This is a genomic window from Anatilimnocola aquadivae (assembly GCF_049819085.1).
GTDB lineage: Bacteria > Planctomycetota > Planctomycetia > Pirellulales > Pirellulaceae > Anatilimnocola.
The window spans coordinates 2,077,998-2,092,800 of record NZ_CP187419.1 but is presented as its reverse complement, the minus strand read 5'-3'; the positions used below and the strand labels follow the sequence as shown (position 1 = coordinate 2,092,800).

At 57.5% G+C, this 14,803-nt stretch carries 7 protein-coding genes; 6 read left to right on the top strand and 1 reads right to left on the bottom strand.

Annotated elements, in window-relative coordinates; genetic code table 11:
* Position 1 precedes the first annotated feature (1 nt).
* From NA78x_RS08335 to NA78x_RS08325, 3 genes are all read left to right on the top strand, one after another.
* A complete protein-coding gene (locus NA78x_RS08335) occupies positions 2-3,673 on the top strand; it encodes an acyl-[ACP]--phospholipid O-acyltransferase (RefSeq protein WP_425617975.1) in 3,672 nt (1,223 codons plus the stop codon).
* A gap of 88 nt (positions 3,674-3,761) precedes the next feature.
* Entirely contained in the window at positions 3,762-4,211 is a 450-nt protein-coding gene (locus NA78x_RS08330; protein WP_425617974.1) for a hypothetical protein, read from the top strand.
* A 9-nt stretch (positions 4,212-4,220) separates the two neighbouring features.
* Complete coding sequence (locus NA78x_RS08325; RefSeq protein WP_425617973.1) at positions 4,221-5,054, top strand: DUF1559 domain-containing protein; 834 nt, start codon at positions 4,221-4,223, stop codon at positions 5,052-5,054.
* A gap of 367 nt (positions 5,055-5,421) precedes the next feature.
* Here NA78x_RS08325 and NA78x_RS08320 read toward each other — a convergent pair whose 3' ends face one another.
* Complete coding sequence (locus tag NA78x_RS08320; protein ID WP_425617972.1) at positions 5,422-6,249, bottom strand: hypothetical protein; 828 nt, start codon at positions 6,247-6,249, stop codon at positions 5,422-5,424.
* A gap of 2,046 nt (positions 6,250-8,295) precedes the next feature.
* On the opposite strand from NA78x_RS08320, the gene NA78x_RS08315 reads away from it, so the two are divergent.
* The 3 genes from NA78x_RS08315 to NA78x_RS08305 all read left to right on the top strand — a co-directional run bounded on the left by NA78x_RS08315 (position 8,296) and on the right by NA78x_RS08305 (position 14,744).
* Complete coding sequence (locus NA78x_RS08315) at positions 8,296-8,793, top strand: RNA polymerase sigma factor (protein WP_425617971.1); 498 nt, start codon at positions 8,296-8,298, stop codon at positions 8,791-8,793.
* Positions 8,794-8,846: 53 nt separating this feature from the next.
* A complete protein-coding gene (locus NA78x_RS08310; RefSeq protein WP_425617970.1) occupies positions 8,847-11,048 on the top strand; it encodes a VWA domain-containing protein in 2,202 nt (733 codons plus the stop codon).
* Positions 11,049-11,420: 372 nt separating this feature from the next.
* Entirely contained in the window at positions 11,421-14,744 is a 3,324-nt protein-coding gene (locus NA78x_RS08305) for a hypothetical protein (protein WP_425617969.1), read from the top strand.
* Positions 14,745-14,803: the final 59 nt, after the last annotated feature.

Below are 14,803 nucleotides of genomic sequence, written 5' to 3'. Positions count from 1 at the left end.
CTTGCGGCAGCAGTGTGACAACCCTACCTTACCGGGGTACCAAAACGAAGCTCGGCAGCAAGATCTGGAACTGACCCCGTTCATCATGGTTGACACCGACGAATCACACAATGCGACTCCCTCGCCACCGCAGGCTGACCCCAGCAGCGAGGCGACTCCAGCGGGAGACGCATCGATCTGGTCGGCCGGTTTTTTAGGGCTCGTGGCGACCCAGTTTCTGACGGCTGCCAACGATAATATCTTTCGCTGGCTCGTGATCGGGATTGGCAAAGATTATGTCCCCCAGTCGCAAGTCGGCAATATCTTGATGGCCGGCACGGCCTGCCTGGTGCTGCCATTCATCTTTCTGGCTGCCCCAGCTGGCTATCTGGCCGACCGCTTCAGCAAACGGTCGGTGATTGTCGGCTGCAAGATCGCCGAGATCATCCTGATGGCCCTCGGCGTCGGGGCGATCCTCACCGGCGACAGCGTCTCGGCTACAACCACGCTCGTACTGCTCTTCGGTACGCTCACGCTCATGGGTGGCCAGAGCGCGCTCTTTTCGCCGGCTCGTTCAGGAGCATTGCCAGAAACGCTTCATCCGAAATGGCTCTCCATCGCCAACGGCCTGTTTGCCCTGGCGGGAGTGTTCGCGACAGTCGTGGGCATGGTGATTGGCAGTTGGCTGGCTGAGACGACGCAGCCCAAGGGACTGAAGCAGTGGGAACTCACCGCGGGCGTGCTGATTGGCACCGCCGTGATCGGTACGCTGGCCTCGCTCATGATTCCCAAGATCGCCGCTGCCAACACCAAGCTGAAATTCCCATGGTCCTTTCCGCTGCAGACCTTCCGCGATCTGAAACTGCTCTGGAATCAACCGGCGCTGTTTCGCGTGGCCCTCGGCATCGTCTTCTTCTTCTCGATTGGCTCCATCGCGCAGCTGAACATCGACCAGTTGGCCGCCGAAGGTGGCGCGACGACCGAGACAGCCAAGGTGCCACTACTCATCGCCCTCATCGCCGGCGTTTGCCTCGGTAGCGTGCTCGCGGGTATCTGGTCGGGCGATCACGTCGAGCTCGGCTTGTTGCCTCTTGGTGCGCTGGGTATGGCAATTGGCGCAATCCTGCTCTTCACTGTTCCCGGGCATCTGTTCGAGGCCGGCAGCAAACTCTCGGGAGGACTTGTCTGGGCCTGCGTCCTGCTGGGGTTTCTCGGCACGAGTGCTGGCCTGTTTGATGTTCCGCTCGAAAGCTACCTGCAGCATCGCAGCCCGCGAGATAAGCGCGGCTCGATCCTCGCGGCGAGTAACCTGCTCACCTTCAGCGGCATTCTTATCGCCTCGGTTCTCTTCGCCGCACTTCGTTTGCCCTTCTGGAAATCCAGCGATCCCGCAGTGACGGAACTGCAGCCGCTCCTCACTTCGCAGCAGATCTTTCTGCTGGCTGGGCTCTTCACGATTCCCGTTTTTGTCTACATCGTTTGGCTAATTCCCCAAGCGTCGCTGCGGTTCTTCGTTTGGCTGCTCAGCATGACGATCTACCGCTTTCGTGTGTATGGTCGCGAGAACTTGCCCCGCGAAGGCGGCGCGCTGCTCGTGCCCAACCACATCACTTGGGTCGACGGCATTTTCCTGCTCCTTTCGACTTCACGTCCCATTCGGATGGTCGCTCTTTCTTCGAACCTCGACAATCGCTGGCTCAAATGGCTGGCGAACATGTTCGGCGTGATTCCGATCAATCCCACGAAACCGAAAATGGTGATCACCGCCTTCAAGACCGCCCGCCAAGCGCTCAACGATGGCGAACTCGTTTGCATCTTTGCCGAGGGTGGCCTCACCCGCTCGGGTCAGGTGCAAGCCTTTCGCCCCGGCATGATGAAAATCCTGGAAGGGACCACTGCCCCGGTCGTACCCGTGTACCTCGAGGGTCTGTGGGGAAGCATTTTCAGTTTCGAGGGGAACAAGTTCTTCTGGAAATGGCCTAAGCGAATACCGTATCCTTTGTCGATCCATTTTGGCCCCGCAGTCACCGAGCCCGACGACATCCACAAGATTCGTCAGGCCGTGCTCGACCTAGGGGCTGTCGCCGTGAAGAAAAGTGCACCATCGATGCTGACACTCTCCCGCCTGTTTATTCGCCGCTGCAAAGAACGTCTCAAGCAGTCCAAAGTCGCCGACTCCATGGGAGCCGATATGACCGGAGCCGATACGCTGCTCCGCGCTCTTATCCTGCGTCGCCTGCTCCGGCGGCACGTCATCAAGCCCGACGAAAAGTACGTCGGCGTTCTTTTGCCACCCTCAGTGCCGGGCTTTCTCGCCAACATGGCCCTGGCTCTCGATAAGCGAATCTCGGTCAATCTCAACTATACCGTCTCACCGGAGGTGATGAACGCCTGCATCAAGCAGGCCGGCATCAAGCACGTCCTTACCAGTAAGCGGTTCATGGAAAAAATGGACTTCAAGCTCGATGCCGAAATCGTCGAACTCGAAAGCTTGAAAGACAAACCGACCGCCGCCGATAAAGCCATCGCCGCCTTGCAAACGTACGTGCTGCCAGCAAGCCTCGTCGAAATTTCACTCGGACTCGGTAGCGTGAAAAGCGACGACGTGGTGACCATCATCTTCACCTCGGGATCGACCGGCACTCCCAAGGGAGTGATGCTCACTTACGGCAATGTTGGGACCAACGTCGACGCCATCGATCAGGTGGTGAAGCTCAAGCCCAGCGACGTGCTGATCGGCATCTTGCCGTTCTTTCACTCGTTCGGGTACACGGTCACCATGTGGGGACCAGCGGCGCTCAATATCAAAGGCGCGTGGCACTACAGCCCGCTCGAAGCCAAGATGGTCGCCAAGTTGTGCAAGCGCCAAGGCGGCACGCTGTTGCTCAGCACGCCGACGTTCTTGCGCTCCTACCTGCGCCGCATCGAGCCCGAAGACTTCGCCACGCTCGACGTCGTGGTCGCTGGTGCCGAGAAGCTACCTGCCGATTTGATTCAAGCCTTCGAAGAACGCTTCAAGGTTCGTCCGGTCGAAGGTTACGGCACCACCGAGCTCTCGCCGCTCGTCTCGGTCAATATTCCTCCCTCGCGTTCGGTCGACAACTTCCAAGCCGACCGCAAGGAAGGCTCCGTGGGTCGTACCGTTCCCGGCGTCTCGGCCAAGATCACCGATCTGGAAACCGGCAAAGTGCTTGGGGCGAAACAGTCGGGCATGCTCTGGATTGCGGGACCCAACGTGATGAAGGGCTACTTGCACCAGCCCGAGCTAACCAGTTCGGTGATCAAGGACGGCTGGTATCAAACGGGCGACGTGGCTTTCATCGACGAAGAAGGCTTCATCTTCATTACCGGTCGCGAGAGCCGCTTCAGCAAGATCGGCGGCGAGATGGTCCCGCATATCAAGATCGAAGAAACCCTGCTGGCAACCATCGGCGGCGAATACGAACGTCAGCCAGTCGTGGTAACGGCCATTCCCGACTCCAAAAAGGGTGAACGCCTGATCGTCATCCACACCAAGCTAGAGAAATCGATCGACGAATTGCGCAAGGGCCTGACCGAGGCCGGGCTGCCGAATCTGTTCATTCCTGCCGCAGACAGCTTTCTGGAAGTGCCGGAACTACCGATTTTGGGGACGGGAAAGCTGGATTTGAAGGGGGTTCGCACTCTGGCCCAGGAACGATTTGTTGCCGAATGATCGCCAAAAACGGAGCGGGAAGGTAGTGTGGTAGGTGGGTAGCAAAACCCTCTTAACCCGAACCGTCCAATTCCGTTCGCGACGATCCATGCTGTTCCTGGCTCTCACTTCAAACAACCGCTGTCACTTGGCAACCTGCTGCGCGATCGTAAGCGGTCTGTTGCTGCTCGCTGGTTGCAGTAACGAAGCCGTCCGGCAGCCCATCTTTGGCAACATCACCAGCCGCCATCCGGTGCTGGCCGTGACCTTTCAGCCGGAGGGCGAAACCAAGGGGCCAGCAGTCACCACCGATGTGATCAGCGGCAGCTATCGTTTCACCAACGAGGATGGCCCTGTACCTGGAACGCACGAGGTAATTTTTCATCTCGATGTGCCCAAGGCTCCCGCCTTTGCCCCCGTTCCCAAGACCACCGACAAAGTTCCGCAGTTGATGACTCGTCGCTTGCCCGCCAACAGCCTGCCACCGACGATCCAGATCGAAGTCCCCTCCAGCGGTTCATTGCAACTCGATCTGATCGTCCCCGATTCAAAACCCTAACTCCTTTGCATGTCGAACCAAGCCACTTATCGCCGCGGTTTCACTCTGGTGGAACTACTCGTCGTGATCGCCATCATTGGCGTTCTCGTGGCGCTCATGTTGCCGGCCGTGCAATCGGCCCGTGAGGCTGCCCGCCGCATTCAGTGCACCAACAACCAAAAGCAGTGGGTCCTCGCGATGCATACGTATCACGACTCTCACCTCACGCTCCCTTCCGGCGCTTATCGCCCCGCTGCCGCGCACGTTCACGCCTATCTCTGGCGAGCTTCGCTCCTGCCGAATCTCGAACAGGGCAATCTGTTTTCGAAGATCAACTACACCATCCCCTCCTGTTATCAGGCCGCCTATGAAGCGGGGCCCAACAACCCGGGAGACAAGTCGGTTGCCGTTTATCACTGCCCGAGCGACCCCAATGCCAAGAAGACCTACTTCTGGGCCGGTTCCAATCACATGCCCACTAACTACATGGGCGTGAGCGGCGGCAAATACGCTACCTCGTTCGATGGCTCCCTCTACAAGTTCAGCCAAGTCAGGTTCCAGCACTTCAAAGATGGCATGTCGAATTCCGTGATCACCGGCGAACGGGGCGTGCCGCGCAATCTGATGTGGGGCTGGGCCCTGTGCGGTGAAAGCGACCAAGATGCCTACCTCAGCATGGCCCTCGGCATCTCGGCGGGGCAGGACAATGCCTCCACGAGCAATCTCAACAAATTCTGGAGCTACCACTCGGGCGGGACCCTGTTTGGTCTTGCCGATGGCTCCGTTCGCTTCCTCAGTTACTCGACCGATTTCAACTCGCTGGTTGCTCTGGCGACTATCGACGGTGGCGAAGTCTCTCCCTAGTGACGACCAGGCAAACACCTAAACGTCCAACAATTCCCGGGGTTTTTGGACATGCACTGGTTTTTGAATTTCGCCGGAAGTAGCTGCGATTGTTTCACTTACGACTCGCGGGCAACTTTTCCCACTCACTCTTCTTGTCCAACAACCGGGCCCATTCTTGGACAGGCGTCTCGTTGTTGGACGGGCAACAACTGCGCCCACCTTGCGACCATGACGTAACGCAACCTAGCCATGCCGCTCGCGCTTCAACAGCCACACCAAAAGAGAACACCCCGACAGTGTCTCACGTTAGAGATTTGTTGTCAACTGTCTATTTCATTATTTCTGAAATACTGCTGACGATTACTGCCCGCACGCAGCCAACCACCTACTTCTCAAATCGGCTCTTCGCGGGGAAAGTCTCGTGCAGGAACTGCCGGACGGCGGGAGTAAAGGACTGGTCGTCGAAATTGAGGAAGGTCTTGCCAGCGGCCAACTGGCGAACTTGCTCGACCAGGAGCACCGGCCCGGTAACACCGACGACGGAACTGGGAGAAGTTGCTCCCACGACGCCATGTTTGTAGAGCCCCAGAAACTGACCTTCTTTCAGCAGCCAAGTGGGCTCGAAGGGCTCGTGCTTCATCCGATAGTTGAAGATCGAGGTTAGTGCCAGTAAGCCGAAGTGGCGATCTTCCGAGATGAAGTTTTCGAACTCGCAGTACGACTCCCAGACCCATTTGCGCGTCATGACGTGGGGAATGTGCGATTCGTAGTCGAGGGCCGGATACCCCAGCCTGCCAAGCGTGTCGTAGGTCCGCCAGAGGGCCTCTTTCCAAATCCCCTTGCCCCGCGTGGTGAGCTTCGACAGATCTTCGAAGACCCTGGGCCGCCGCAGAAACTCCAGGTTCACCGGCGCGAGAAGGACGTTATCGTCGGCCATCAACAGAAACTCATTCGTCATCTCCGGGATGAGCGAGCCCAGCAACGTCAGCAGATAGTGGTTCCGCACCGGCAACCTGAAGCGAAACGCCCGCGCCACATACTGATGCTCGACGTGCTCCACCACGCTCCGGTCCTCAGCCAACCACTCCGGTCGATCCCCCAGCACCCACACCTTCCCCATCCCCTCCACAAACCGCTCCGCACTCCGCAGCGTATAGCGCAACTCCTCATCAGCATGCTGGGAGTGGCGGAAGAGTACTAAAACGTCGATCATTCTCTCTCAACACTTCAAATCTCAGAATGCCTCGACCATCAATCGATTGCAGTTGTGACCGTTGGAGGGATCACCGCGGCTCATTGACCATCCATACAAGCCAACAGGTCCAAATGGCGACTGCACCACAAGCTCAATAGCATCAAACCTCTTTCCACTCCCACCAGAATTGATGACGGCGTTGAGTGCAACCCAACCGTTGACTGATCGTACATGAAATTGGCTATCATATCATTTTAAAGAGTGTCCGCTTGGCAGAGGGTCTCGTCCAAGGAGATTATGCCCAAGTTAAAGTCGCTAAAAAGCGCCACCCTTAGTGAGACGCTGGGTACTTCAATACACCCCGGTCGCGTAGGCTCTTAATCGCATTTCCCGACAATTGAGTGTTTCTGACAGAGATGGAGTTGAGACGCCTGTTGTTTTCCAGAATCTGCACCACGTCATCCGTAATCATCGTGTCCGATAGCTCCGCGAATACAATATTTCCATGTGACGAGATCCAACTCACAAAAGAGTCACCGATTTTGGTCCTATCCACAATTACAAAGTACAGTTCAATAGGACAGTCGCCGTCGATCGGCTCGTCAGACAGCATTGTCCGCTTAGCATAAAAAACGCGGAATCGAGCACCTCGAAGCTGATCTAAATCTGCATTGCAGAAGTCTGTGAGGGTCACATCAAGCGAGTATTGATTAGGAATGCTCCGCAACGCTTCGAACAGACGCTCAGACCTTTGGATTGACTTTACTGATCCCTCGGTGTTGCCCAAGAACCCCACGGATGATAACGAAACCTGCTGAATCATAATTCTGTCCCGATACCACTTCCAACCGATCCTTGAATTGTATGTCACTACGTCGACCTTTCCGCCGGAGCTTTCGATTGCGCGGATGCAATCGCGAGTAATCGCATTATGCCGGTGAACCTCCATGGCCCGACCGAATGATCCGGAGTAGTAAAACGCCGCAAACGACACAACAAGTGGCAGGATGACTACTAGCGTCAACAACGAAAACCTGAACCGCCGGCTGCGGCTGAGCGCCACTTTCCATAGTGCCTCTCCAAGTTTCCGCCCTACCTCAATCATCGGATGATCTCACAGCCCCATGTTCATGCCATTGCCAAAAACGTCACATAGAAATATCAATTTGTCGATGTTAGCTAGTAGGTCAGGTCGGTACTCCGCCCTGACTCAATACGGGGGGCCTTACTTTGAGCGTTGAACGGGCAACGGCGGGACGCGACTGGGTGGTACTGTCATTGTTGGGTGCCACTGGCTCGGCCAGTGCTTGAGGTGTAGTAGAGTTCAGCTAGATGGTTAGCGGCCCAGGGGCCATTTTGCCAAAGGGCTGAAGCAATGATACAGGTCGATTGTGTACGGGCCAAATCGGAGGGCAGCTTCTATCACGATGACCAGAAGTCGTTGGGCAGCGGCGTGATGCGAGGCAGGAGCAGGTCAATCTCATGGCCATCACTTTTATCATAGCGGGCACTCGACCATCGCCAGTCGCGGTTGTGCGTGCAGAGTTCGCGAGCGACGGGATTGCGGTGAATTTAGTCGATCGACGCCTGAACGGCAGCCACGGTTTGTAGGTTCCGATCGTACCCTCCCCCTTCTTGCCAGAAACGAAAACAAGTCGTACCCGGTCGTTCCTCGACCATCAATCGTTTTGCCAGCGAGCTGTAGTCGATCTTCGGCAATTCAGGTTTCCGTATTGGTTAACCCACGTGCTTGCGGCAGGTGAGTTGCCAAACAGCCGAACTAGCAGTTCCACAGCCGCAAGCGGCCCGGTTAACCAAAAAATGGCGGCCTGACAAAAAGAGCTGGGTAGCCTGCTACATCTATGTCCCCCGTGCCGGCTCAGGTTGCCACAATTCCGCCAGCGGCAAGCTATCCGCGGGGTGCTGTTCGGGAATAAAATGACGGGGTGGGGCCGAAACCCTGATAGAGTCAACCAAGCCCGCTGCGAAGAATGGCCGCAAGTTGTTTCCCGAAAGCAGCTTAGCGGCAATTTGAGCGGCGAAAATCAGCAACGGAGACGGACGTTGGCGTTGTCGTTGACGCAGTTCAACGCGCTGGTCGATGAACACACCCCCGCCTTGTACCGCATTGCCTATCGCATGATGGGTGACCGGCACGAGGCTGAGGACATGGTTCAAGAGACCTTCCGCTCAGCGTGGAAAAGCCGCGAGGCTTTCTGCGAAGGGATCGGGGACCGCGCGTGGCTGGCGTCGATCCTGCGCAGGCGAATCGTGGATCGTTGGCGACGAAAGGCCCCCCCTCCCACCTTGGCCGGCGAACAACCACTGGATGTTGGCGTGCCGGCGCCCGATCTGACGGCTGGTGACTACACCGACGAAATGCAGTTCGCTCTCGCTCAACTCCCCACCGAGCTGCGCGAAACCTTGCTGTTGGTCGTCGTGGGCGAATTGACACACCAGGAAGTTGCCGACCTGCTGGAGATTCCGCTGGGCACCGTGTTATCGCGGGTCAGCCGGGCTCGCCGGCGGCTCCGCGAAGTCCTGATTGCAGCCCGTACCTGAACCATCCCACCGCTCGCACCGTTTAAGCGATCGAACCGCCTAAGAAAGCCTGCTTGTTCGCTGCCATGGATCACGTTCCCGACGATTCCCGACTCGATGCCATGCTCCGCGATATCGCGGTGCCCAGTGGCCTCGCTGCGCGGCTCAAGGGAATCGCCATTCCATCGGACGACGAACTCGACGACATGCTGGGTGCCTTCGCTGTGCCAGAAGATCTGACGCTGCGTCTGCACACCATTCCCGAAGACGAATTGCTCGATCGCGAGTTGCAGGAAGTCGCACCGCCCCTCACCTTGCGCGGCGAGTTACAGTTGGCAACTCCCGCCGATCGCTGGCACGCCGCTCAGCGGTGGATGTCGCGATCGGCACTCGCCGCTACGCTGTTTCTGGCCGTCACGGCCACACTCTTCTCTTCGGCCGCCGCGTATCTTACTTCCATCTATCCGCCCGCTGCCGAACCGCAGTGGGTGGTGTTGCAAGAAGCTTCCGGCACTTGGCAGGGCTCGCTTGGGGCCGAGCTTGGTCCAGGAGAAGTGGATTTTGAGCCAGCCGTTGGCGTAGCCGAGTCGATCCAACTCGTTTCTTTGCCCGATGAACCCGTCACGGCCGATACTTCGCTCCTCGACGATCCGGCAAATAGTTACGACCAGATCTCCAGCCCAGTCGCTCAGTTTCAGTCGCTGGTACGCGGTGGCATGCGTCCTTGGGACGACGTGATGCTGCTCAAGTGGGGGCTGCTTGGCGCACCACAATATTCCGAAGACGAATTGCCCGAACTGTTCCGCGTGCAATTTCCGCTGCGCTCGGGCATCGAGTTGCCCGCGGTTCGTGAGTTCGATCGCCGCTTCCTGCTGCGAGAAGGTATCTTTCCGCCCATTCAGCCTGGTCGCAATCCCAAGCTGCAACAGCTGGAAATTCCTCTTAGTACGAACACCTCTTCCGTCGATCTGGCGGAAGCGGCGCTCGCCAGTGGCAAGTTGCCGCAGGCCGACGATATTCGCGTCGAGCAGTTTATCGCCTCGCTCGAGTCGCGTTTGCCGGATGCTCCGCGCGGCAAGTTGGATCTGTTTGTCAGTGGTGGGCCCTCGCCATTTGGTCAGGCCGATGCCCAACTGCTGCACATTGGCGTGCAAGCCGGCAAGCTGCAACGAAGCTCGAAGCAGCCCACGCATCTGGTTGTTGCCCTCGATATCTCGGCCAGCATGGGGCGGGGTAATCGGATCGAAATGGTGCGTCACGCCTTGAATCAAATGCAACGACAAATGGCCGGGCAAGACGCGCTCTCGCTCGTCGCCTTCGAAGAAAGTGTCATCTGCCGTACCGAACATCTCGCCGCCGATCAGGGCGCAGAATTGCGTCAGCAACTGCTGGAACTGGTCCCCCGCGGCGGCACGAACCTGGCGGCCGGTTTGCAAACCGCCGTTTCCGTGGCGCTGACCGAACCAGGCAACTTGAATGCTGCGGCGTCAAAGAGCAGTTCCTATCGGCAGCGATTGGTCCTCATTACCGATAGCCGTGCTGCGATGCCGGACGATACGACCGAAAAGATCTCGCAGGTCATGACTCTCGCCGGCGCAGAAGGCGTCGGCTTTGACGTGCTCGATGTTTCGGGCCGGTCAGAAGCCGATCCGCTGCTGAATCAATTGACGCAGGAACTCGGGGGCACCTATCGCGCGATCTCGTCGCGGCAGCAACTCTATGCTTCGCTGGTCGAGAGCCTCGCCGGTCAAAGCCCCGCGGTAGCACTCGAAGCGCAGCTACAAATTCAGTTCAACCCCAAGGTAGTGGCCGCTTATCGCTTGATCGGTCACGAGCCTAACGTCGTCTCGATTGTCGTGCCTGCCTCCGTCGATGCTCAGCTGTTGCCAGAAACTGCCTCAGGCGCACTGCTCGAGATCTGGCTCACGCCCGCTGGGGGGAGCGATCTCGGCAAAGCTACGGTCGCGTGGAAAGATCCGCTCACCAGCAGTCGCCGCCAGAAACAGGTGGCACTCAGTCGTCACCAGTTTGCTTCGTCGCTGGGCGAAACGCCCGCTTCGTTTCAAACGGCCGCGGTTGCGGCCGAACTGGCCGAACAATTGCGCGGCTCGCGCGAAGCGCTCCGTAAAGAGAACCTGCTACCGACTCAGCCTCGCAACAGCGCCGCCACTATTCGAACTGCCATTCGGCCTTGGAGCCTGACCTTGCGACAAGAGCCCGATTTGAATCGTCTGTTCCAATTGCTCGACCGCATGGAGAAGATCCGCGGCCGCTAGTGGGATAGGCTTTCAGTTGGTCGAATGGCGCAGTCCGCTTGTCGCCCACACGACAAACCGTCGTTCGTAGCGGCAGCAGAGGAGAAAATGTCGCCCACCGGGGCGAGTTTGGCACGAAAACGGTTGAAGTCAGTTCCTGATAGCTATAATTTACGGTTGACACCTCACACGCTAGAAACTTGTCTGAAGTCCTTTCCCCCACTGATCTCCCGCGGCTTTGGCTCGTCTCCGGACAGAGACCACCGCTGCTTCCGATTCGAATACACTTGTCCAGAAATCTGGTGGCGACTCCGGCCGGGCAGTAACAGCCCCGGCGAGCTTCGCAACCAGCGATCGACAGGCACATAGCAGGCAGATTTAAGGATTATCGTCATGAATAGGCGCACCTCCCCGGGAAATACCGCCGTCGGGAACATGAACTCTGCAAAGCTGGCTGGTTGGCTCTTGGCGGCTGCGCTACTGAGTCAACTCGGCGGCCTTCCTGCTGCCCGGGCCATTGAACCGGCCCGCGCGTTTCTCGAAGGCTTGCGCGAACGTGGCTACTACGACGTAGCCATCGACTACCTCGACAACGCCGCCAAGAACCCAGCTGTCCCCGCCGATTTCAAGACGAGCATTCTTTACGAACGAGGCGTCACGCTGGTCGATGGTGCCAAGGTTCAGCGCGACCCCGTGCTGCGAGAAAAGCAGAACGACGAAGGGCAAAAGTCGCTGGAGCAGTTTATTGCGAACAATGGTACGCACTTGCTCGTCCTTTCCGCCCGCAGCCAACTCGGCAACGTGGTGGTCGAACGTGCACGCCTGCGGATGAAAAAATCGGAGAAGGCACTCCCGGCCCAAAAATCACCACTTTTGACCGAAGCTCGCGGCTTTTATGCCGAAGCCCTCAAGGTCTTCGAAAGCCTGACGGAAGAAATCGGCGAAAAGTTGAAGGCCTACCCAGCTTCGCTGGACGAGAAGAAGGAAGCGAAGAAATTCGAAGAGCGTGAGCAGTTCCGCAAGGACTATCTGCAATCGCAACTGCTCCAAGCAGCTACCCGCGAAGAAATGGCCGAGACCTACGAAGCGGGTGCCAAGGATCGCAACACCGCCCTCGACGTAGCCGCCAAAGAGTACGGCGAAATCTACAACAAATATCGCACCCGCTTGGCCGGTCTTTATGCCCGCATGTATCAGGCCCGCTGCCTGCAAAAGCTCGGCAAGCACAAAGAGGCCCTCGGCTACTTCAACGAACTGCTGGCCAATCCCGATAACCCGGAACCCTTCCGCGTCATGCGGATCAAGGTCACGGAACTGGCGATGGCTTCGTGGATCGATCAAAAACTCTATCAAGAAATCATCGACAAGAACAAAGAGAAACGGCCGATGCAACTCGTCGATTCGGCCCGTCCGGCCGAAGACAAGAGCGAAGAGTTCATGTCGATGCGGATCGATATCGCCCGTGCCATGAAGCTCTACTCGGAAGAACTGAAGGCCACGAACGCTAAAGACCCGAACATCAAAAAGCTTGTCGGCGATGGCCGCAAACTCGTTGCCTACGTCGCCAAGTTCCCCGGCCCCTTCCAAGAAAAAGCCCGTGGGATGTTGGGTGATTTTGGTGCAGCGGAGGCAGGCACGGAAGAAAAGCCCGAACCCAAGAACTTCGCCGATGCTCGCAAAGCCGGCAAAGAATCAATCGACGAAATGCAAGCCGCCAATGCCCTCGTCAAGTCGCTGCCCGAGCGGTTGAAGACCATCAGAGACCCGGCTGAAAAAGCGGAAGTTCAAAAACAGCTGCAAGACGCCCAGAAGCAAGCGACCGCTGCCGGAGAAGATGCCGTCCGCTATCTCAAGCTGGCGATGGGGTTCGTTGAACCCGATACGGCCGTCGATGATGTGAACCTGGTTCGTTACCTCCTTTGCTTTCTGGCCTACAGCGAGGCTGATTACTTCGAAGCTGCCGTGCTCGGCGACTTCATCGCTCGCCGCTATCCCGATAGCCAAGGTGCCCGCCAGTGCGCGAAGATCACCATGGCTTCGTACATCAAGCTCTATGGCGAAAAAGACCCGAAGAATCCCGATGAGAAGAAGGATTTTGAAGCTCAACAGATCATCAGCATCTGCAAGTACATCACACAAAAGTGGCCGGACGCTGCTGAAGCCGCCGAAGCGCTCAACACCTTGATTCCCTTCATGATCAAGGAGAAGCGACTCGCCGAAGCTCAAACTTACCTCGATCAAATCCCGAAGGAACACGCGTCGCGCGGTGCTGCGGAACTGAAGATGGGTCAGGCTCTGTGGGCCTCATATCTGGAAGGCTCGCAGCAGGTGCGCGACTGGGAAAATGACACCGAAATCAAGCCCGAGGGTGTCGATGTCGCGGCCAAGAAGGCGGAACTCGAACAACTAAAGACTCGCGCCAAATCGACTCTCATCGATGGTGTCGCGCGAATGCAGGCCAGTGGCGAAGTGAACCCAATTGTGGTCACAGCCGTTCTCTCGCTGGCTCAGATCTATGTCGATACCAACGAACCCGGCAAAGCGGCGGCTCTGCTCGAAGATCCCAAGATCGGCACGCTGGTCCTCGTTCGCAAGAACGATCCGACGACTCAGCGCGAGGGCTTCCCGGAATTGACTTACAAGACGGCCCTTCGCAGCTATATCTCCTCGCTCGGCAGTGCTGGTGCCAAAGCTGACGAAACGGTCGGTAAGGCCAAGGGGGTCATGGAATCACTCAATCAAATGGTCAGCCAGGACGAAAAAGGCCAATCGAAGTTGATTGGCATTTACGTCAGTCTGGCGAAGGACCTGCAGAAGCAAATGGAATTGGCCGAACCCGCTGCCAAGGTCGCCCTGGGCAAAGGTTTCGAAGCGTTCCTCGGTCAAATGGCCAAGGAATCGAAAGATTTGAAGGTGCTCAACTGGGTCGCAGAAACGTATCGCGGCATGGGCGAGAGCTTCGGTCCCGCTTCGAAGGGCATCAACCCCGAAGCGGCTCGTTACTTTAACGAAGCCAACGCTACCTACCAGCGCATCCTCGATACGGGCAAGAAGGACCCCAAGTTTTTAACCCCGGCCATGGCCACTTCGCTGAAGCTGCAGGTCGCGCGTACCAACCGTGCGATGGGCAAGTTCAAAGAGGCGATGGATCTGTTCGACGAAATCCTCAAGGGCAGTAACATGCTGTTACCTGTGCAAGTCGAAGCTGCTCGCACTTATCAAGACTGGGGTGCGCTCCCCGGCGACAAGATGGAAGACAACTACCAGCGAGCGATCTTTGGTGCGCGTCCGGCCAAGGACCCCAAAACAAAGCAAGACAAGAACAACATCTGGGGCTGGGCTCATTTGTCGAAGATCGTTGCCTCAAACGCTCAGTACAAAGACGTGTTCCACGAAGCTCGCTTCAACCTGGCGCTCTGCCGCTACCAGTTCGCGATGAAGCAGAAGAAGGCGAATGATAAAAAGACTCAGCTCGAGTACGCCAAGAAAGACGTTGCCATCATGTATGGTTTCTATCCGGACCTGGGCGGCGACAAATGGAAAACGCAGTACGACTCGCTGCTGAAGAATATTCAGTCGGCCATGGGCGAACGCCCACTGGGCCTGGCCGCTCTCAAGTCGTCCGAGCAACCCCCCGCGACGAAGACGACGCCTGCCAAGGGTTCTACGCCTGCCACCACCACCAAGGCTGCCGGCAGTGCGACCTCGGTCAAATGAGTACAAGTTTCCGTTCCATCCGTTTTGCGTTCACCCTGCTGACTTCCACCGTTAACGAA